A 20,863-nucleotide genomic window follows, 5' to 3' on the forward strand; every position below is an offset into this window, starting at 1 on the left:
GAACTGTCTTCGGCGCTTGGCGCGCTCTTCAAGGCATCGTGTCGCGCGACGTTGAGTTCGTCGCATTGGGTGCAATCCTATCCCGGGCATCGGTTCCGCGCCATCCGACGAATGACGGGCCACCCGGGCGGGCGCATTTTGCCGCATCTCGATGCGCCTCGTCCGTGTCCAGAGGCGCGAGTCGAAGACGGTGGTCCTCGATAGGGGAAAGCGCTATCAGGAATTGTCTTGCGCCTGACAATTCCCAGGCAATATTCACTGCAGGATTGTTGCGATGCAATATGGTCGCCGCGAGCTTCGACGAGACGAGATGCCGGCTTGATCTCTCCCGATACCCTTCTGCGCATCGCGCCCTGGTCCCGCCATCTGAAGCCCGAGGAAATCGACACGGCTGCGGCCGGCATCGTCGAGCGGTCGTTTGCGGCCAACGAGCACATCTTCCTTCGCGGCGATCAATTCGACTACTGGACCGGGATCGTCACCGGTCTCGCGCGGATGAGCACGGTGTCGCGCGGCGGCAAGGCGACGACATTCGCCGGCATGTCGGCGGGCGCCTGGTTCGGCGAGGGCAGCGTGCTGAAGAACGAGCTGCGCCGCTATGACGTCGTGGCGCTGCGCGATACGCGCGTCGCGCTGATGGAGCGGCCGACCTTCATGCGGCTGTTCGAGAACAGCGTCGGCTTCAACCGCTTCCTCGTCACCCAGCTCAACGAGCGGCTCGGCCAGTTCATTGGCCTCGTCGAGGTCGGCCGCACGCTGGATGCGACGGCGCGGCTCGCCCGCAGCATTGCCTCGCTGTTCAATCCGATCCTCTACCCGAATACGACCCGCCATCTGGAGATCACCCAGGAGGAGATCGGCGCGCTGTCGGGCCTGTCGCGGCAGAACGCCAATCAGTGTCTCAAGACGCTGGAGCGCGAGGGCCTGCTGCGGGTGGAGTATGGCGGGGTGACGGTGCTCGATCTCGACCGCCTGCGCTGCTACGGGGATTAGGTCCTGCTTTTCGTTGCGCCGATACGGGATTGATCCAACGCCTGTTTTCCGTTGAGCTTGACCGGCGGCTTCGGCTGTGGACTGCTCGCCGGGAACTTCGGCCCGAGGGGGCGCGACGGTGTTGGAGTGAGCATGGCGGGGAAGGATTGCAGCGGCCGCGTGGCGCTGATCACGGGCGTCACGGGCCAGGACGGCGCGTATCTGGCCGAATATCTGCTCGGTCTCGGCTACACCGTGCACGGGATCAAGCGGCGGTCATCGTCCTTCAATACCGCGCGGATCGACCATCTCTACCAGGATCCGCACGAAGGCAACGTGCCGTTCCTGCTGCACTACGGCGACATGACCGATTCCACCAACCTGATCCGGCTGGTGCAGCAGATCCGCCCCGACGAGATCTACAATCTCGCCGCCCAGAGCCACGTCGGCGTCAGCTTCGAGAGTCCGGAATACACCGCCAATGCCGACGCGCTCGGGGTCCTGCGCTTGTTGGAAGCCATTCGCATTCTCGGCATGGAGAAGCAGACGCGCTTCTACCAGGCCTCGACCTCGGAGCTGTACGGCCTGGTGCAGGAGATCCCGCAACGGGAGACCACGCCGTTCTATCCGCGCTCGCCCTATGGCTGCGCCAAGCTCTACGGCTACTGGATCACGGTGAACTATCGCGAGGCCTACGGGATGTTCGCCTGCAACGGCATCCTGTTCAACCACGAGAGCCCGATCCGTGGCGAGACCTTCGTGACCCGCAAGATCACCCGCGGCGTCGCCCGCATCGAAACCGGCCTGGAGGAGACGATCTATCTCGGCAATCTCGAGGCCAAACGCGACTGGGGCCATGCGCGCGACTATGTCGAGGGCATGCATCGCATCCTGCAGGCCGATACGCCCGACGATTTCGTGCTGGCGACCGGTGAGACCCATTCGGTGCGCGAACTGGTCGAACTCGCCTTCGCCGAGGTCGGTCGCCGCATCGAATGGCGCGGCGAGGGGGTCGAGGAGACCGGGATCGACGCCAAGTCCGGCAAGGCGGTGGTGCGGATCGACCCGACCTATTTCCGACCGACCGAGGTCGACCTCTTGATCGGCGATTGCAGCAAGGCGCGCGACAAGCTCGGATGGAAACCAAGGACGAGCTTCGCCCAACTGGTCAAGGAGATGGTCGCCAGCGATCTGTGCGCCGCGCGGCGGGAGGCGAGCAGTGGCCACGCCGTTTGATCTCCGCGGCAAGCGTGTCTTCGTCGCCGGCCATCGCGGGATGGTCGGCAGCGCGCTGGTGCGGCGGTTGGCGAGCGAAGGCGTCGAGTTGCTCACGGTGCCGCGTGGCGAGGTCGATCTGCGCGACCAGGCGGCGGTGTTCGCATGGTTCGCGCGCGCCAGGCCGCAGGTCGTGTTCCTTGCTGCGGCGAAGGTCGGCGGCATCGTCGCCAACAACACGCTGCGCGCCGAGTTCATCTACGACAACATTGCCATTGCTGCCAATGTCATCCACGCCGCGCATGTGAATGGCGCCGAGAAGCTGATGTTTCTCGGTTCCTCCTGCATCTATCCGAAGCTTGCCGCGCAGCCACTGCGCGAGGACGCCATGCTGACCGGGCCGCTGGAGCCGACCAACGAGCCCTATGCGATCGCCAAGATCGCCGGCATCAAGATGGTCGAGGCCTATCGCAGCCAGTACGGCGCCGACTTCATCAACGTGATGCCGACCAATCTCTACGGTCCCGGCGACAACTACCATCCTGAATACAGCCACGTCGTCGCGGCGCTGATCCGCCGTTTCCACGAGGCCCGGCTCGCCGATGCGCCCGAGGTGGTCGTCTGGGGCACGGGAACGCCGCGGCGCGAATTCCTCTATGTCGACGACATGGCGGATGCCTGCGTGCACCTGATGAAGACCTATTCCGACGCCGGGCTGGTCAACATCGGCACCGGCGAGGACATCACGATTGCCGATTTCGCCCGTGTGGTCGCGGCAACGGTCGGCTATCAGGGACGGATCAGCTTCGACACCTCGCGGCCAGACGGCACGCCGCGCAAGCTGCTCGACGTGTCGCGCCTCGCCGCGCTCGGCTGGCGCGCGACGACGTCGCTGAAGGACGGCATCGCGCGCGCGTATCAAGCGTTCCTGCAGGAGAGGGGGCACGCGCAAGCGTAACCCTCCGCTGTCGTCCCGGCCTTGAGCCGCGACCCATAACCACCGAATGCTGTGAGACGCGCGGAATGTGCCGTTTGCCCATGTCAGACATCACGCGGTACGGGTCCCGGCGTTCGCCGGGACGACACCATTAGTTTGGTGAAGCGCGTGGCACTTTCACGCCCAGCGCCGTGGCCATCGCCGAAATCAGCGGCTTCATGAAATAGGCCTCGCCCGCCGGCGTGATCGACGGCGCCAGCCCATGCGCAGCCAGCTCCTCCGTCACCACGGGCCCGACCGAGGCGATCTGCGTGCGTGCCAGCCCCTCGCGCAGGCGTGCCTCGACGCCGTGCGCCCTGGCCACGTCGAACAGCCGCCGCGGCTGGCCGGAGCTCGTCAGCGCGATCGCATCGACCTTGCCGGCGATCATCTCGTCGATCGCGGTGAGGATGTTCGCATCCGCCGCCTTGGCGTCATAGACGTAGGGCAGCACGGGATCGACCTCGGCGCCCGCGGCCTTGATGGCGCCGATCAGTGCCGAATGGTCCTTGTCGGGATAGAGCTGCAGGCCGAGCCGATGACCCTGGAGATCGTAGCGCGACAGCAGCTCAGCCACGCCTTCGGATGTCGGCTTCTCGGTCGTGACCTGCGGCTCGAGCCCGAGCTCGCGCAAAGCGCGACCCGGCTTCGGGCCACGGGTGAACTTGCGTGTTTTGCCGAGCGCGGCGATGAACTCCGCTTGGAGGCCGATCCGGCGCACCACGGTCATCAGCCGCCGCAGGCCTTCGCCGGTCATCAGCACCACGTCATCGAACGGCCGCTCGATGCAGCGGCGGATCCAGGCCTCGATCGGCACCGGGTCCGGCGCATCCTCGATCGTGAACATCGGACATTGCAGCACGTCGGCGCCCTGCTCGGCGAGCAGTCGCGAGAACTGCGCCTCCTCGCGGGTTTCCAGGATCAGGATGCGGTTGCCGGTCAGCCTGTCAGCCATGGCGATGCTCGAAGTTTGAGAGTTGATGTTTTGTTCATCCTGCCCCCGCGCCGGGCGTTGGCGCAAGCGCGCGGAGGGTGGTAGAGCAGGGCCCGAACGGGCGCCAAGCCTGCCGCATCATTCCCCTCATATCATCCGCCCGGTACGTCATCGCCATGTCCGACCACCAATATGTCCTGACCCTGTCCTGCCCGGATCGTCCCGGGATCGTCTCGGCCGTTTCGACCTTCCTCGCCCACAATGGCCAGAACATTCTCGATGCCCAGCAGTTCGGCGACTTCGAGACGGGTCACTTCTTCATGCGGGTGGTGTTCACGGCCGCCGATCTCGCCGTCAACCTGCCGGCGCTGCAGACCGGCTTCGCCGCGATCGCCGAGCGCTTTGCGATGGACTGGCAGATGCGCGACCGCGCCGGGCAGCGCCGGGTGATGCTGCTGGTGTCGAAGTTCGACCATTGTCTGGTCGACATCCTCTATCGCTGGCGCACCCGCGACCTCGCGATGATTCCGACCGCCATCGTCTCCAACCATCCGCGCGAGACCTATGCCGGGCTCGATTTCGGCGACATCCCGTTCCACCACATGCCGGTGACCAAGGACACCAAGCGCGACCAGGAACAGGCGATCCTGAAGCTGGTCGATGAGACGAAGACCGATCTCGTCGTGCTGGCGCGCTATATGCAGATCCTGTCGGACGAGATGTCGGCGAGCTTGTCGGGCCGCTGCATCAACATCCATCATTCGTTCCTGCCGGGCTTCAAGGGCGCAAAACCCTATCACCAGGCCTATGAGCGCGGCGTCAAGCTGATCGGCGCCACAGCTCATTACGTGACCCGGGATCTCGACGAGGGTCCGATCATCGACCAGGATGTCGAGCGCATCAGCCATCGCGACACGCCGGAGGACCTCGTGCGCAAGGGCCGCGACATCGAGCGGCGCGTGCTGGCGCGGGCGATCCGTTATCACCTCGAGGATCGCGTCATCCTCAACGGGCGCAAGACCGTCGTCTTCATGGATTGATGTCGCGACCGCCCGTCAGCGGCCGGGGACGGTCGCCTGCGCGTTGGCGTTCGACTGCGTCTCCTTGTCGCGTTCGGCGGCCGGCATCTGCCGCTGCCGCTCGCGCTCCTGCATGAAACGGTCGTATTCCGGGGTTCCTGGACGGGGCGGCGCACCGGCCGGCAGGCCGCCGGCCCATTGCGGCATCAGGTCGCCCATCCCCGCGCCGACCTTCTCATTGATCGACGAGCAGCCGGCGAGGATCGGCCCAGCCATGGCCAGAAGCATCATCGCGGCCGGAAACAGTCTGGTCCGGTGGGGGTGTCTGGCCGGCATTGACGGGGGACCTTTCGTGCTGCGGGAGATCCGCGGCCCGGACCCTAACGACTTGCCATCAATTGGCAAAATTTGGCCGTTCGATGATTGGGGTATTAATATACCTATCACGGATTGGTGGTCCGTTGCGGAAACCTACCGTTCACGAAGCCTCCCATGATCGCCATTGACAACGGGGTCCCGAGTCCGCAGCGATGCGCCCGCGATATCGCGAACGAGATCGCACGGTTAAGACAACAATGGCCGGGGGCTGCGGTCCTGATCCGACCAGGGAGGTAGTTTCAATGTTCGTGCGAAACAAGACACTGACGCTCGCCAGTGCGGCTCTTGCCGCGGCTGCGCTCGCGTCGGGTGCGGCGCGGGCCGAAGACGTGTTCAAGATCGGCCTGATCGTGCCGATGACCGGCGGCCAGGCGTCGACCGGCAAGCAGATCGACAATGCGATCAAGCTGTACATGCAGCAGAACGGCGACACCGTCGCCGGCAAGAAGATCCAGGTCATCCTCAAGGACGACGCGGCGCTGCCCGACAACACCAAGCGTCTGGCGCAGGAGCTGATCGTCAACGACAAGGTCAACGTGATCGCCGGCTTTGGCGTGACGCCGGCGGCCTTCGCCGCCGCGCCGCTCGCCACCCAGGGCAAGATCCCGGAAGTCGTCATGGCGGCCGGCACCTCCATCATCACCGAGAAGTCGCCCTACATCGTCCGCACCAGCTTCACGCTGCCGCAGTCCTCCACCATCATCGGCGACTGGGCGGTCAAGAACGGCATCAAGAAGGTCGCCACGCTGACCTCGGACTACGCGCCCGGCAACGACGCGCTGGCCTCGTTCAAGGAGCATTTCACCGCTGGCGGTGGCGAGATCGTCGAGGAAATCAAGGTTCCGCTGGCGAACCCCGACTTCGCTCCCTTCCTGCAGCGCATGAAGGACGCCAAGCCGGACGCCATGTTCGTGTTCGTGCCGGCCGGCCAGGGCGGCAACTTCATGAAACAATATGCCGAGCGCGGCCTCGACAAGAGCGGCATCAAGGTGATCGGACCGGGTGACGTCACCGACGACGACCTGCTCAACGACATGGGCGACGCCGTGCTCGGCGCCGTCACCGCGCACATCTATTCGGCGGCGCATCCGTCGGCGAAGAACAAGGAGTTCGTCGCGGCCTACAAGAAGGCGTTCAACAGCCGTCCAGGCTTCATGGCGGTCGGCGGCTATGACGGCATCCATCTGATCTACGAGGCGCTGAAGAAGACCGGTGGCAAGACCGACGGCGATTCCCTGATTGCTGCGATGAAGGGCATGGCGTGGGAGAGCCCGCGCGGTCCCATCTCGATCGATCCGGAGACGCGCGACATCGTTCAGAACGTCTACATCCGCAAGGTCGAGAAGGTCGACGGCGAGCTCTACAACGTCGAATTCCAGACCTTCGAGGCCGTCAAGGATCCGGGCAAGGCGAAGAAGTGACGCGATAGGCGTCATCGAGGGACGCGCAAGGACCGTGCGCTCCCTCCCCCGCCCGCGGGGGAGGGCTGGGGAGGGGGCACCCCACGGCACACGCGTCATGTGGAGAGATTTCCCCCACCCGGATCACATCGTTCCGATGCGATCCGACCTCCCCCGCAAGCGGGAGAGGCGCAGACCGAGCAAGCGTTGTATGCATGCCCTTCGGATGAAGGGATGACCGGGGACTGAAACTAGACTCCATGACCGCCATCCTCACCAACCTGTTCGACGGCGTCGCCTACGGCATGCTGCTGTTCGTGCTGGCCTGCGGGCTCGCCGTGACGCTCGGCCTGATGAACTTCGTCAACCTCGCCCATGGCGCCTTCGCCATGGCCGGCGGCTATGTCTGCGCCGTGCTCGTCAACCGGATGGGATGGCCGTTCTTCGCGGCGCTGCCGCTGGCCTTCGTCGCGAGCGCCATGATCGGCGCGCTGCTGGAGCGGACGCTCTATCAGCATCTCTATGCGCGCAGCCATCTCGACCAGGTGCTGTTCTCGATCGGGCTCGTCTTCATGACGGTGGCCGCGGTCGACTACATCATGGGCTCCTCGCGAATCTTCATCAATCTGCCCGACGTGCTGCAGGGCCAGTTCGACGTCTTCGGCGTCGGCATCGGCCGCTATCGGCTGATGATCATCGTGATCTGCGGGCTGCTCACGGTGGGGCTGCAGCTGGTGCTCTCCAAGACCCGGTTCGGCAGCCGACTGCGCGCCGCCGTCGATGATCCCCGCGCGGCGAGCGGCCTCGGCATCAACGTGCCGCAGGTGTTCGCCTTCACCTTCGCGTTCGGCTGCGGGCTCGCTGGCCTGGGCGGCGCGCTCAGCGCCGAGATCCTCGGCCTCGATCCGTACTTCCCGCTGAAGTTCATGATCTACTTCCTGATCGTGGTCACCGTGGGCGGCTCGTCCTCGATCACCGGGCCGTTCCTGGCCTCGCTGCTGCTCGGCATCGGCGACGTCGCCGGCAAATACTACGTGCCGAAGCTCGGCCCCTTCGTCATCTACACCATCATGATCGTGATCCTGATCTGGCGTCCGAACGGCCTGTTCGGTCGCACGGCGACGCGGTGAGGATCGCATGACCACGAACGCACAAGCCGAGGTCGGATTTCACGCCAGGCAGCATGGCCGCTGGCACTGGAGCGAGTTCGCCTTCTGGATCGTCGTGCTGGCGGTCGGACTGGCGTTTCCCTCGCGCTACCTGATCATGACCGAGATCCTGCGGCTGGCGCTGTTCGCGCTCTCGCTCGACCTGATCCTCGGCTATGCCGGCATCGTCTCGCTCGGCCACGCCGCCTTCTTCGGCGTCGGAGCCTATTGCGCGGGCCTGCTCTCGGTGCACGGCATCATCAACGAGCCGGTGCTGGCGCTGATCGTGGCCGGCCTCGCCGCCACCGTGCTTGGCTTCGCCACCAGCTTCCTGGTCATCCGCGGCGTCGACCTGACGCGGCTGATGGTGACGCTCGGCATCGCGCTGTTGATGGAGGCGCTGGCGGAGCGCTTCTCCAACATCACCGGCGGTACCGACGGTCTCCAGGGCATCGACATCCAGCCGATCTTCGGCGTGTTCGCCTTCGACATGTTCGGCAGGACCGGCTTCTTCTATTCGCTTGCGGTGCTGTTCGTGCTGTTCCTGTTGGCGCGGACCATCGTCCACTCGCCGTTCGGCCTGTCGCTGCGCGCGATCAAGAACAATCCTTTGCGCGCCGCCGCCGTCGGCATTCCCGTCAACAAGCGCCTGATCGCGATCTACACCGTCGCGGCGTTCTATGCCGGCATTGCGGGGGCACTGTTCACCCAGACCACGGCGCTCGCCTCGCTCGACGTGTTCGCGTTCGAGCGCTCTGCTGATCTGGTGCTGATGCTGGTCATCGGCGGCTCCGGCTATCTCTATGGCGGGCTGATCGGCGCCGCCGTGTTCCGGATGTTGCAGGAACTGTTCCAGTGGATCACGCCGCAGTACTGGATGTTCTGGATCGGCCTGGTGCTGGTCGTCATCGTGCTGGTCGGCCGCCACCGCATCCACGCCTATGCGCTGTGGTTGCCCAACCTCGTCCTGCGCCAGATCGCCGGCCGCAAGGCCGCGGTGGCCCTCACCGATAACGAGGCGCCATGACCTACGCATTGGAAACCCGCGGCCTCGACAAGCATTTCGGCGGCCTTCACGTCACCCGCGATCTGTCGCTGCAGATCGCGCCCGGCGCGCGCCACGCGCTGATCGGTCCGAACGGCGCCGGCAAGACCACGGTCATCAATCAGCTCACCGGCGTGCTGGAGCCGAGCGCCGGCCGCATCCTGCTCGAAGGCCAGGACATCACCGATCTGCCGGTGCACAAGCGCGTGCTGCGCGGCCTGTCGCGCACCTTCCAGATCAACCAGCTGTATCCCGACCTGACGCCGTTGGAGACCATCGGGCTTGCGGTCTCCGAGCGGCTCGGCGGCGGCGGCAATTGGTGGCGGCGCATGGGCACGCGCGACGACATCAATGCCGAGATCGCCGAGACGCTCGAGCGCTTCCGGCTGCTCGACGTGATGAACGACCGCACCTCGACCTTGCCCTATGGCAAGCAGCGCCTGCTGGAGATCGCGGTCGCGATCGCCGCGCGCCCGCGCGTGCTGCTGCTCGACGAGCCCGCCGCCGGCGTGCCCGAGGGCGAGCGCAAGGACATCCTCGCCGCCGTCGCCGCGCTGCCGCGCGACGTCACGGTGCTGCTGATCGAGCACGACATGGACCTCGTCTTCTCCTTTGCCGACCGCATCTCGGTCCTGGTCTCCGGCGCTCTGCTGGTTGAAGGCACGCCCGACGAGGTTGCGCGTGATCCGCAGGTCAAGGCGGTCTACCTCGGCGAGGCTGCGTGATGACCGATCTGCTCGCGATTGAAAATCTTCGCGCCGGCTACGGCCAGGCGGTCGTGCTGCCGAACATGTCGCTCAAGCTGCCCGAGGGCCAGGTGCTGGCGCTGCTCGGCCGCAACGGCACTGGCAAGACCACGTTGATCAACTCCATCGTCGGCGTCACCCGCCGCTTCTCCGGCAAGCTTGCGCTCGCCGGCACCGACATCACGGCTCTTCGCGCCGACCAGCGCGCCCGCGCCGGCATCGGCTGGGTGCCGCAGGAGCGCAACATCTTCCGCTCGCTCACGGTGGAGGAGAACATGACGGCGGTGGCGCAGCCGGGACCCTGGTCGATCGAGCGCGTCTACCAGATGTTTCCGCGGCTCAAGGAGCGACGCAACAATTTCGGCAATCAGCTCTCCGGCGGCGAGCAGCAGATGCTGGCGATCGGCCGCGCGCTCACCCTGAATCCCAAGGTGCTGCTGCTCGACGAGCCGACCGAGGGCCTCGCGCCGATCATCGTCGAGGAGCTGCTGGTCGCGATCGGCACCATCAGCCGCGCCGGCGGCCTGTGCTCCGTGATCGTCGAGCAGCACGCGCAGAAGCTGCTCGCGCTGGCTGACCGCGTCGTCATCCTGGAGCGTGGCACCATCGTGCATGACGCGCCGTCGAGCGCCTTGAAGGCCGATCCGGCGCCATTGGAGCGGCACCTCGGCGTCGCGAGCGCGGCCGCGCATTGACCTGATCGTCGGGCTTGAACGCTACGGGGCGAAGCGTCATCCTTGGTTGCAGGGACGGTGTGGCTCGCGCAGTCAGCGTGAAGGCCATGCCGGAAGATCCGGCGGTATGGTGCGGCCGCCGTGGACACCGGTATGCAGGATCCGGTCGTTACAGCAGGAAGGCTGGCCAGCGCCGTTGTCGCGATGGCACTTCACCTGGAGGCGGATTTGATGGGTTCACCTCAGGATGCCCCATTGAACGAGGTCAGGGTAGGTCAGCCCATTGCACGGGCCATGGATTGCGCCATGCCCCTCCACGATCTCTCCTCGATAGAATTGTATACCGACCGGATACGGGGTAGGGGATGGACCCAGTCCATCACGCTTTGCCCAGGTAACCAGCCAGGACAGATCGCAGCCGGTCCAACAACCCTATCCAACGAATCGACGCCTTCCAAGGAGTGAGCACATGCAACGCACCAAGCCCCCATTCCGCGCCGACGAAGTCGGCAGCCTCTTGCGGCCGCAGAAGATCAAGGAAGCCCGCGCCAAGCTCGAGAAGGGCGAGATCTCGGCCGACGATCTCCGAAAGATCGAGGACATGGAGATTGAGAAGGTCGTGCATCGCCAGGCCTCGACCGGTCTCAAGCTCGCCACCGACGGAGAGTTCCGTCGCTCCTGGTGGCACTTCGACTTTCTCGCCAAGCTGACCGGATGCGAGCTGTTTCACCCGGACACCGGCATCCAGTTCACCGGCGTGCAGACCCGTCATGACGCGGTGCGCGTGATCGGCAAGCTCGACTTCCCGGATAGTCATCCGATGCTCGACCACTTCCGCTTCCTCAAGAAGCACGCCGACACCGCGCATGTCACGGCGAAGATGACGATCCCGTCACCGGCGGTGCTGCACTTCCGTGGCGGCCGCAAGTCGATCTCCAAGGACGTCTATCCCGATCTCGACGCCTTCTACGAGGATCTCGGCAAGACCTATCGCAAGGCCGTGAAGGCCTTCTACGACGCCGGCTGCCGCTACCTGCAGTTCGACGATACGGTCTGGGCTTATCTGTGCTCGCAGGACGAGCTCAAGAAGGCGCGCGAGCGCGGCGACAATCCCGACGGTCTGCAGCAGATCTATTCGCGCATCATCAACTACGCGATCGCCGAGCGGCCCGCCGACATGACGATCACCACGCATGTCTGCCGCGGCAATTTCCGTTCGACCTGGATTTCCTCGGGCGGCTACGAGCCGGTCGCCGAGACCATGCTCGCCAATACCAATTACGACGGCTATTTCCTGGAGTATGACAGCGAGCGCGCTGGCGGCTTCGAGCCGCTGCGCTTCCTGCCCAAGGGCAACAAGGTCGTCGTCGTCGGTCTCGTGACCTCGAAGGTCGGCGAGCTCGAGAAGAAGGACGACATCAAGCGCCGCCTGGAAGAGGCCTCGAAGTTCGCCCCGCTCGACCAGCTCGCGCTGTCGCCGCAATGCGGCTTCGCCTCGACCGAGGAAGGCAACATCCTCTCCGAGGAAGAGCAGTGGGCCAAGCTGCGCCTCTGCGTCGAGCTTGCCGAGGAGATCTGGGGGAAGTAAGCGCGCCGTGAACACTGCACGCCTCGACATGGGGCGTGCTGATCAGTGATGCGGAAGCGGGGCCGGAGCAATCCGCTCCGCTTCTTTTTTGCGCAGCAGCGCGCGGCGGATCAGCCGCTGTGCCGGGGCCTCGAACCCGGAATAGGTGAGATACGCCGCGGTCAGGGTCAGCCCCATGAAGCCGACCCAGAACGAGGGGCTGCCGTAGGGGATCGCTCGTCCAAGCGCGCCGAAAGCCAGCGCGATCGTGAGCTGGATCGGGAAGTGCAACAGGTAGCACGAATAAGTCATGTTGCCGGCGGCCTGCAGCAGGACTTCGGTGCGCCGCGGCAGCGTGATGGGCGTCGCGCAGACGAACAAGAGGATGGGTGTATAAACGAGCAGGAGCGCTGCGGAGCGCTCGGCAAGCTCAACGCCGGAGAGCCAGAGGGCCGGCGGAATTGTAACGACGGCGCACGCGGCGAACGCTTCCAGCCGCGCGCGGTACGGGGCATCGGCGACGCTCTGCCGCACCATGGCGGCCAGTCCGCCGGCATAGAAGAACACGAAACACTTGCCGACCAGTGTCCCGCTCGCGATGCCGGCCAGGATCATCGCCAGGTTCAACAGCGGTGATGTGGTGACGAAACGCAGCGCCAGGAAGAAGGCCGCATAGACCAGAACCTCGATCGAGACCGACCAGATCGGGCCGTTGAAGCTGACCCCGGTCGGCGGCAGCCAGTCGCTCGCCATGAAAAGCTGGGTGACGAAATGAGCGAGATCGTTGCTCTGGTAGACGAAGAAGACGCCGTGCTGCGCGGCATAGAGGGCCTGCAGCCCCGCGACCAGCAGCAGCGTTGCGAGATGCAGCGGATAGAGCCGCGACACCCGGTTGACGAAGAAGGTCCAGCCATCGACCGTGCCATCCGGGATGATCGCGCTGTACTTCCAGAAGAAGATGAAGCCCGAGATGCACCAGAAGATCACCACGCCGTATTCGCCGAGCTCATAGAACGGAAACAGGACATTGTAGAACGGCAGCTCGCTGCGGACGAGATCGACAGGGGCATCGGCGATGTAGGCGAAGTGCGGGTAGTGCCACAGCAGCACCGAGATCGTGGCGAGGAAACGCAGCAGCTCCAGTCCGAGCAGCTTGTGAGTCCCAGGCGATGTCGATGTGTGAAGCGGGGCCATGCGGTGATCGTTAACCGTCTCGACGGGATGTGCGCCCCCATCCTAGCCGGCGCGAAGTGAAGGATTGTTTTCGCAGCCTGCGGGATCAGCGGCAGGCGAGCTCGGTTCCCTGCAGGATCGCCTGGTCCCAGGACCGATAGCCCATGGCATTCAGGTGGATGCCTTCGAGCGTGAACGGCGATTCCATCGGCGGCAGGGGCAGGAAGGTCGCGCCGGTGCGCCTCGCGAGGTCCGGCAGCATGGCGCGATAGCCGGTGATGTTCGCCATGGCGGCCTTCTCCATGGCCGGCGTGAATGGCCCGCGCGCCTCGACGGAGGGAAACTCGGTGACGAAGATGCGCGTGGTGAGGTTTGATAGCTCGCGCAGCAGGGCCTCGTAGCGCCCGGCGAAGGCCTCGCCGGAGTCGGACTTGGCGGTCAGCGCATCGTTCACGCCGAGGGAGACGATGATCGCGAACGGCCGTTTCGGGCCGAGTGCGGGCTTGAGCCAGCCGGCCAGGTCGCTGCGCGTCCCGGCGCCGGCGAGACCGGCGTTGACGATCGGATGTCCGCAGGCGCTGGCCGGCAGCGTCGCCGCCTCGACGATGCTGTCGCCGAGCACGACGATCGGGTCATCGGAGCGCGCCATCAGGTTGTAGTGGACGATGAGCTGGCGAACCGTGCGGTGGTCGCTGCCCGACGGCGTCGCGGAGCGGCGCGCCAGCACGAACGTCGCGGCTGCTGCGGCAATCACCGCAAACAGCACGAATCCCAGCCGCGCCTGCGTCTTTGCTGCCATATGGACGATCGATGCCTTGATGCGACCCGACCGTAGTCTGAATTCGCAAACGGAGCTCTAATTCGCCCGCGTCCAGGTCGAGGAACGGCAGATGACGCCGCCAAAGGCGCAACCGGCGGTCGTCAGGGTGCCGCCGGTGAGCGTCATCTTGGCATCATAGGTCTTGCCGTCATCGGGATTGCTGTAGCTGCCGGCCCAGGCATTGGGGCCGGTCGGCTTCATCCCGGAGAACAGCCGCTGTCCGACCTTGGCGGGAGTGTCGGTGCCTTCCTTGATCCAGACCAGCGTGCCGCAGACGGCGCCGCCGCAGGGCGCGAATTTGACCTTGGAGGCGCCGCTTTCGCGCAGCCAGACGCCGGTGACATCGTCGGCGAGCGCCGGGCCTGCGGCCAGCACGACTGACAGACCAAGTCCAACAACGAAACGACCGATCATGCGAGCCTCCCTGATCCTTCGAGACGAGCTTGTTGCCGGCGGATCGTGTCGGCGATTGGGCGGGCCGACGGCGATACGCTTCGTCTCCATTGTGCGGCAGCATATCAGGATTCGGGCATGCTGCACCTGACTCCCCGAGGGCCGTGACGGTCGGGCTGGAGCAGCGCCTGCCCAGCCGCAGATCTATCTCGCCGCCAGATAGACCTCACCGAGCAGCGAGGAGTTCGACCACGGCACCTGCTTGTTCTTGGTGCCGGCCACGACCTCGGCGCGAACGCGCGTCAGCATCTGCTGTACCTCGAGACCGGGCGTGCCGATGTGGCGGGTCAGCGCCGCCGAGAACGGGCTGTTGTCGCCGTCGCCGTCGAGCGCGACCTTGCCCGGCGCCGTCGCGAACGCGATCAGCGTGCCGGCCCCGGACGTCGCGCCGGTACCGAGCGACGTTGGTGCGGCGAGCCCGCTGGCGCTGAGACCCCGGCCGGGGCCGGCGCCTGCCGTCTCCGGCGGGGCGAACGGATTGTTGCGGCAGGCATCGAGGATCAGGATGTTGGTGCGGACCTGGTCGTCGAGCCCGGCCAGGATCTGGTCCATGTCGACCATCGCCGTGACCACGTCGCTGCCTGCAGACGGCGCAATGTCGGTGGGGACGAGATAGTTGCGGCCGTCGATCTGCACGCCGTGGCCGGCATAGAACACCACGGCGACCTGCGCCCGCGCCGCCTCGCGCAGGAAGTCGCGCGTCTTCGCCTGCATCGCCGCGCGGTCGAGATCGAGGCCCTCCGTCACCGTGAAGCCGATGTCGCGCAGGCTCCTGGCGATGGCTCGCGCGTCGCGCGGCGGATTGGGCAGCGGCTGCACGTGCGTGTAGGCGCCGTTGCCGATGACCAGCGCCATGCGCTGCCCGGTCGGCACCGCTGCGGCCGAGGAGGGGGCCGGGGATTCCGGCCGCTGCTGGGGGCGCGCCGCCGGCTCCGACAGCAGCGACAGCCGCACCCTGGCGGTGGCCTGGCTGGCCTTGCTGCCGGCATCGGATGCGGTGGGCTTCAGCGCCGCGGCGTAATCCGCCTTGGCCGCATCGAACTCGCCCTTGGCCTCATAGGCCAGCGCGCGATGCACGTGGGCTGAGATGACGACGCTGCCCGGCGGTGTCATCACGTTGGCCGGCGGATTCTGCGCCAGCCGGACCGCCTCGGAGGCGTCGGCAACGGCGCGGTCGAGATGGCCCTTGGCGCGCCAGATCACGCTGCGGTTGATCAGCGGCGAGGCCAGCGCCGGATCGAGCCGGATCGCCTCGTTGATGTCGCCGAGCGCGCCGTCGAGGTCGCCGGTCGCTTCCTTGGAAATGCCGCGATTCTGCCAGGACAGCGCGGATTTCGGCGTCAGCCTGATCGCCTGGTCATAGTCGGCAATCGCCCTGGCGTAGTCGCCGGTGCCGCGATAGGCGTTGCCGCGGTTGTGGAAGAGCGTGCCGCTCGGCGCGCCGCTCTTGATGGCGTCGTTGAAGTCGGCGATCGCGATCTCGTACTCGCCCTTGTCGTAATAGGCCGAGCCGCGCAGATTGTAGATCGCCTGCGCCGGCTGCAGCCGCAGCGCCTCGGTGGCATCGGCGATGACGTGGGTGTAGTCGCCCTTCTTGTTCCAGCCGACCGCGTGCCAGAAATAGATCGTGGCGAGCTGGCTGCCGGAGAACACCTTCAGCGCGATGATCTTGGTGCAGGCGGCGATCATCTGGTCGGCCGGCGTCGTCTCGGTGGTACAGAGGGGGCCAAGCTGGGACTTCGACTGGGCGAGGCCGGGAGACGCCCAGAGGGCAGCCAGCAGCGGTATCAGCAGCAGGAGGGAGCGGCGCATCGGCACGGACCGTGGGGGACGAGAGGCGGGAACCTATCCGGTTTGTTGCGTCCGGAAGGTTCCGGGTTCAGGCTCTTTCCAATGGTGGGCAGATGGTGCTAGGAGGTTGGGCCAAGGGCGCGTTGCCCACTCCTATTTCCCACCCGTCGGGCCGAATGAAGAACGACCAGCTGCTCGCCCAGATCACGGAGTTCTGCCGCCAGTCGGACATGGCGGAGTCGACGTTCGGCCGGCGCGCGGTCAACGACGGCAAGCTGGTGCAGCGGCTGCGCGAGGGCAAGCGCATCACGATCGACACGCTCGACCGCATCCAGGCCTATATCGCGGCATCCACCGGCACGCTGCCGCCGCCGCGGCTCGATGTCGTTCCCGAGAAGCGCGACCCTAAGAGCAATTTCCGTTTCTTCGAGAACCGCCAGAAATATCTCCTGTTCGTGCATACCTGCAGCGAGAAGCGGGTGGTGGCGGAACGCGTCGGCCTCGAGCTCGCCAGCATCCATCCGCGGCCGCCGGCGCTGCGCCTGTTCGATGCCGGCGTCGGCGACGGCACCGTGCTGTCGAAGGTGCTGCGGACCATGCACGGCCGCTTTCCGCACATCCCGTTCTATGTCGCCGGCAAGGAGCTGAGCCTGGAGGATGTCCGGCTGACGCTCGAGAAGGTGCCGGACCGGCTGTTCGAGCATCCCGCCAGCGTGTTCGTGTTCACCAACATGAACTATGCCGAGGCGCCGTGGCTGACCCCGGCGTCGCCGGCGGTGGCCGCCTCGATGATCTGGCACGAGGTCGTGCTGCAGGGCGATTCGTCCGGGGATTTCGAGGCCCAGATCACGGCGCTGAAGCCGTTTCTGGAGCAGAACTGGCGCGCCAACGTCTCCCCGCGCACCGGCATGCCGGTCTATGAGCGGCCGATCGCCCTGGTGCTGTATCGCGAGGATCACCGCTTCCTGCTCGACGGCATCATCCCGCGGGCCGGTCGGGTCGAGGCCAATTTCGACCTGATCATCGCCTCGCAGCCCTACCGGGCCCGGTCCTCGGTCAATTTCCGCGCCAAGCGCATCATCGCACCGCTGGCGCGGGCGCTGAAGCCGGGCGGCCGGCTGATCGGAATCCACTCCCACGGCCAGGATCCGGGCCTGGACATCATCCAGGCGGTCTGGCCGGGAGAAAATCCTTTCTCGGTCAGCCGCCATGAGCTATTGCGCGCCGTGAAATACGAGCTCGGCTCCAGTGGGCGGGACTTAAATTTTAACGCCTATGCGGACAATCGCTCGATTTTCAGGTATGAGATGGAGGCTCTGCCCAACGAGGTCACCGGTGCGATCGGAACCTCGACGGCCTTTGCAGCCTGGAACGCGGCGGTGTATGTCGCGCAGATCGAGGAAGACCGCCTGACCGAGGTGGCCCACTCGTCCCGCGCGCTCGACGCCGCCAGAGAGGTTCTGCGAAAGCACAACGGGCTGTGGTTCTACGATGAATCCTACGTCATCTCGCGGCGTCGCGACTGACATTCCTTAGGGATCAATACAAACGACCGCCGTGGGCGGCGAAGAAGGGGTTGCTTGATGCGCGCGTCATATCTGTTCACCTCGGAGTCGGTGTCCGAAGGCCACCCGGACAAGGTCTGCGACCGTATTTCCGACGAGATCGTCGACCTGTTCTACCGTGAAGGGCCGAAGGCCGGCATCGACCCCTGGCAGATCCGCGCCGCCTGCGAGACGCTCGCCACCACCAACAAGGTCGTGATCGCCGGTGAGACCCGCGGCCCGGCTTCGGTCACCAACGAGCACATCGAGCACGTCGTCCGCGAGGCCATCAAGGACATCGGCTACGAGCAGGAAGGTTTTCACTGGAAGACCTGCGACATCGAGATCCTGCTGCATCCGCAGTCGGCCGACATCGCCCAGGGCGTCGACGCGCTGCAGCCCGGCGAAGTCAAGGAAGAGGGCGCCGGCGACCAGGGCATCATGTTCGGTTACGCGACCAATGAAACGCCGGATTTGATGCCGGCGCCGATCTTCTATGCCCACAAGATCCTGCGGCTGATCTCGGAAGCCCGCCACGCCGGTGTCGAGAAGGTGCTCGGTCCGGATTCCAAGAGCCAGGTCACCGTGCAGTATGAGAACGGCAAGCCGGTCGGCGTGCGCGAGATCGTGGTGTCGCACCAGCATCTGGTCGAGGACATGACTTCGGCGCAGGTCCGCGAGCGCGTCGAGCCCTATGTGCGCAAGGCGCTGCCGGAAGGCTGGATCACGCCGAAGACGATCTGGCACATCAACCCGACCGGCAAGTTCTACATCGGCGGTCCCGATGGCGACGCTGGTCTGACCGGCCGCAAGATCATCGTCGATACCTATGGCGGTGCTGCCCCGCATGGCGGCGGCGCGTTCTCCGGCAAGGATCCGACCAAGGTCGACCGCTCCGCCGCCTATGCCGCGCGCTACGTCGCAAAGAACATCGTCGCCGCTGGTCTCGCCGACCGCTGCACCCTGCAGCTCGCCTATGCGATCGGCGTGGCGCGGCCGCTGTCGATCTATATCGACACCCACGGCACCGGCAAGGTGCCGGAGGAGGTGCTCGAGAAGGCGGCCGCTCAGGCGATGGACCTGACCCCGCGCGGCATTCGCACCCACCTCGACCTCAATCGCCCGATCTATGCGCGCACCTCGTCCTACGGCCATTTCGGCCGTACGCCGGACAATGAGGGCGGCTTCTCCTGGGAGAAGACCGACCTCGTCGAGGCGCTCAAGCGTGCGGTGTAGCTCTTAGTGCCGTCATTCCGGGGCCGCGCGACAGCGCTGAACCCGGAATCTCGAAGTGATGGATTCCGGGTTCGCGCTGACGCGCGCCCGGAATGACGCCTTTTACAGACAGGAACCCCACATGACCGCCAAGCCAGGTTTCAACGACTACATCGTCAAGGACATTTCGCTCGCCGAGTTCGGACGCAAGGAGATCTCGCTCGCTGAGACCGAGATGCCCGGCCTGATGGCGACGCGCGAGGAGTATGGCCCGAAGCAGCCGCTGAAGGGCGCGCGCATCGCAGGCTCGCTGCACATGACCATCCAGACCGCGGTGCTGATCGAGACGCTGAAGGCGCTCGGCGCCGACATCCGCTGGGTCTCCTGCAACATCTATTCGACCCAGGACCACGCGGCGGCCGCGATCGCCGCCGCCGGAATTCCGGTGTTCGCCGTCAAGGGCGAGACGCTTGTCGACTATTGGGACTACACCGCCAAGCTGTTCGACTGGCACGGCGGCGGCCATCCCAACATGATCCTCGATGACGGTGGCGACGCCACCATGTATGTCCATCTCGGCCTGCGCGCCGAGAACGGCGACACGGCGTTCCTCGACAAGCCGGCGTCCGAGGAAGAGGAGGTGTTCTTCGCGCTGCTGAAGAAGCAGCTCAAGGAGAAGCCGAAGGGCTACTTCGCCGAGATCGCCAAGTCGATCAAGGGCGTCTCGGAAGAGACCACCACGGGCGTGCACCGCCTGTACGACATGCAGAAGGCCGGCACGCTGCTGTGGCCCGCGATCAACGTCAACGACAGCGTCACCAAGTCGAAGTTCGACAACCTCTATGGCTGCCGCGAGTCGCTGGTCGACGGCATCCGCCGCGGTACCGACGTGATGATGTCGGGCAAGGTCGCGATGGTCGCCGGCTTCGGCGACGTCGGCAAGGGCTCGGCCGCCTCGCTGCGCCAGGCCGGCTGCCGCGTCATGGTGTCCGAGATCGACCCGATCTGTGCGCTGCAGGCGGCAATGGAGGGCTATGAGGTGGTGACGATGGAGGACGCCGCGCCGCGCGCCGACATCTTCGTGACCGCCACCGGCAACAAGGACATCATCACCATCGAGCACATGCGCGCGATGAAGGATCGCGCCATCGTCTGCAACATCGGCCACTTCGACAACGAGATCCAGGTCGCCTCGCTGAAGAACCTGAAGTGGACCAACATCAAGCCGCAGGTCGACGAGATCACCTTCCCCGACGGCAAGCGCATGATCCTGCTGTCCGAAGGCCGCCTCGTGAACCTCGGCAATGCGATGGGCCACCCGTCCTTCGTGATGTCGGCGTCCTTCACCAACCAGACCTTGGCCCAGATCGAGCTCTACGCCAACAACAAGGACGGCAAGTACAAGAAGGAAGTCTACGTGCTGCCGAAGTCGCTGGACGAGAAGGTGGCGATGCTGCATCTCGCCAAGATCGGCGTGAATCTCACCAAGCTGCGCCCCGACCAGGCCTCCTACATCGGCGTCAAGCCGGAAGGCCCGTTCAAGTCGGACCACTACCGCTACTGATATCCGGCGCACCGCGCGGCTGACATGGCGAAGGCCGGGGCATTGCCCCGGCCTTTTGCTTGCTTCGGCGTAGTTGTGAGTTGAATCTGCGCCTGCCTCCGATCGGCATTGCGAGCCACCTTGTCCCCGCAGGTGCGCGGCCCGATGACAAGCTCCGCGAAGCAATCCAGAGTCGTGGACGGGACTCTGGATTGCTTCGTCGCTTTGCTCCTCGCAATGACGGAGATCG

Annotated in this window: 19 protein-coding genes; 13 read left to right on the forward strand and 6 right to left on the reverse strand. The window is 65.5% G+C overall.

The window, feature by feature from the left end:
• The first annotated feature begins 318 nt into the window (after positions 1 to 318).
• From QW861_RS08270 to QW861_RS08280, 3 genes are all read left to right on the forward strand, one after another.
• Complete coding sequence (locus QW861_RS08270) at positions 319 to 993, forward strand: Crp/Fnr family transcriptional regulator (RefSeq protein ID WP_315753574.1); 675 nt, start codon at positions 319 to 321, stop codon at positions 991 to 993.
• A gap of 132 nt (positions 994 to 1,125) precedes the next feature.
• Entirely contained in the window at positions 1,126 to 2,208 is a 1,083-nt protein-coding gene (gene gmd, locus QW861_RS08275) for a GDP-mannose 4,6-dehydratase (protein ID WP_315768775.1), read from the forward strand.
• A complete protein-coding gene (locus QW861_RS08280; protein ID WP_315753578.1) occupies positions 2,192 to 3,145 on the forward strand; it encodes a GDP-L-fucose synthase in 954 nt (317 codons plus the stop codon). The genes gmd and QW861_RS08280 overlap by 17 nt, the downstream gene beginning before the upstream one ends.
• 130 nt (positions 3,146 to 3,275) lie before the next feature.
• On the opposite strand, the gene QW861_RS08285 is transcribed toward QW861_RS08280, so the two are convergent.
• On the reverse strand, positions 3,276 to 4,118 hold the full coding sequence (locus QW861_RS08285; RefSeq protein ID WP_315753580.1) for a uroporphyrinogen-III synthase: 843 nt from the start codon (positions 4,116 to 4,118) through the stop codon (positions 3,276 to 3,278).
• Between the two features lie 155 nt (positions 4,119 to 4,273).
• Here QW861_RS08285 and purU point away from each other — a divergent pair, with 155 nt between their 5' ends.
• Entirely contained in the window at positions 4,274 to 5,137 is an 864-nt protein-coding gene (gene purU / locus QW861_RS08290; protein ID WP_315738990.1) for a formyltetrahydrofolate deformylase, read from the forward strand.
• A 15-nt stretch (positions 5,138 to 5,152) separates the two neighbouring features.
• Here purU and QW861_RS08295 read toward each other — a convergent pair whose 3' ends face one another.
• On the reverse strand, positions 5,153 to 5,392 hold the full coding sequence (locus QW861_RS08295) for a hypothetical protein (RefSeq protein WP_315753582.1): 240 nt from the start codon (positions 5,390 to 5,392) through the stop codon (positions 5,153 to 5,155).
• A 344-nt stretch (positions 5,393 to 5,736) separates the two neighbouring features.
• Here QW861_RS08295 and QW861_RS08300 point away from each other — a divergent pair, with 344 nt between their 5' ends.
• From QW861_RS08300 to QW861_RS08325, 6 genes are all read left to right on the forward strand, one after another.
• Positions 5,737 to 6,915, forward strand: a complete 1,179-nt coding sequence (locus QW861_RS08300; protein WP_316192901.1) for an ABC transporter substrate-binding protein — start codon at positions 5,737 to 5,739, stop codon at positions 6,913 to 6,915.
• 239 nt (positions 6,916 to 7,154) lie between these two features.
• Positions 7,155 to 8,024, forward strand: coding sequence for a branched-chain amino acid ABC transporter permease (locus QW861_RS08305; RefSeq protein ID WP_315712905.1), 870 nt, complete (start codon positions 7,155 to 7,157; stop codon positions 8,022 to 8,024).
• A gap of 7 nt (positions 8,025 to 8,031) precedes the next feature.
• Entirely contained in the window at positions 8,032 to 9,069 is a 1,038-nt protein-coding gene (locus QW861_RS08310) for a branched-chain amino acid ABC transporter permease (RefSeq protein WP_315712904.1), read from the forward strand.
• Positions 9,066 to 9,812 (forward strand): ABC transporter ATP-binding protein, encoded by a 747-nt coding sequence (locus tag QW861_RS08315; RefSeq protein ID WP_315712902.1) that lies wholly within the window; start codon positions 9,066 to 9,068, stop codon positions 9,810 to 9,812. Before QW861_RS08310 ends, QW861_RS08315 begins: the two co-directional genes overlap by 4 nt.
• Positions 9,812 to 10,528 carry an ABC transporter ATP-binding protein gene (locus QW861_RS08320; RefSeq protein ID WP_316192902.1) on the forward strand — a complete coding sequence of 239 codons (717 nt, stop codon included), beginning with the start codon at positions 9,812 to 9,814 and terminating at the stop codon, positions 10,526 to 10,528. The genes QW861_RS08315 and QW861_RS08320 overlap by 1 nt, the downstream gene beginning before the upstream one ends.
• A 448-nt stretch (positions 10,529 to 10,976) precedes the next feature.
• Positions 10,977 to 12,095, forward strand: coding sequence for a cobalamin-independent methionine synthase II family protein (locus tag QW861_RS08325; RefSeq protein WP_315712900.1), 1,119 nt, complete (start codon positions 10,977 to 10,979; stop codon positions 12,093 to 12,095).
• 42 nt (positions 12,096 to 12,137) lie between these two features.
• On the opposite strand, the gene QW861_RS08330 is transcribed toward QW861_RS08325, so the two are convergent.
• From QW861_RS08330 to QW861_RS08345, 4 genes are all read right to left on the reverse strand, one after another.
• Positions 12,138 to 13,268: an acyltransferase gene (locus QW861_RS08330; RefSeq protein WP_316187624.1), complete on the reverse strand. Its 1,131-nt coding sequence runs from the start codon at positions 13,266 to 13,268 to the stop codon at positions 12,138 to 12,140.
• A gap of 85 nt (positions 13,269 to 13,353) precedes the next feature.
• Positions 13,354 to 14,046 (reverse strand): SGNH/GDSL hydrolase family protein, encoded by a 693-nt coding sequence (locus tag QW861_RS08335; RefSeq protein WP_316191402.1) that lies wholly within the window; start codon positions 14,044 to 14,046, stop codon positions 13,354 to 13,356.
• 57 nt (positions 14,047 to 14,103) lie between these two features.
• A complete protein-coding gene (locus tag QW861_RS08340; RefSeq protein WP_315712895.1) occupies positions 14,104 to 14,481 on the reverse strand; it encodes a DUF2147 domain-containing protein in 378 nt (125 codons plus the stop codon).
• Between the two features lie 183 nt (positions 14,482 to 14,664).
• Entirely contained in the window at positions 14,665 to 16,332 is a 1,668-nt protein-coding gene (locus QW861_RS08345; protein ID WP_316192903.1) for a caspase family protein, read from the reverse strand.
• A gap of 155 nt (positions 16,333 to 16,487) precedes the next feature.
• On the opposite strand from QW861_RS08345, the gene QW861_RS08350 reads away from it, so the two are divergent.
• The 3 genes from QW861_RS08350 (at position 16,488) to ahcY (ending at position 20,634) form a co-directional block, all read left to right on the forward strand.
• Complete coding sequence (locus tag QW861_RS08350) at positions 16,488 to 17,837, forward strand: hypothetical protein (RefSeq protein WP_316192904.1); 1,350 nt, start codon at positions 16,488 to 16,490, stop codon at positions 17,835 to 17,837.
• A gap of 57 nt (positions 17,838 to 17,894) precedes the next feature.
• The gene (gene metK, locus QW861_RS08355; RefSeq protein ID WP_315712890.1) at positions 17,895 to 19,091 is read left to right on the forward strand and encodes a methionine adenosyltransferase; all 1,197 of its coding nucleotides are present in this window, start codon (positions 17,895 to 17,897) and stop codon (positions 19,089 to 19,091) included.
• Positions 19,092 to 19,212: 121 nt separating this feature from the next.
• Entirely contained in the window at positions 19,213 to 20,634 is a 1,422-nt protein-coding gene (gene ahcY / locus QW861_RS08360; RefSeq protein WP_315712889.1) for an adenosylhomocysteinase, read from the forward strand.
• Positions 20,635 to 20,863 lie beyond the last annotated feature (229 nt).

This window comes from Bradyrhizobium sp. SZCCHNRI1029, from assembly GCF_032487555.1.
Classification (GTDB): domain Bacteria; phylum Pseudomonadota; class Alphaproteobacteria; order Rhizobiales; family Xanthobacteraceae; genus Bradyrhizobium.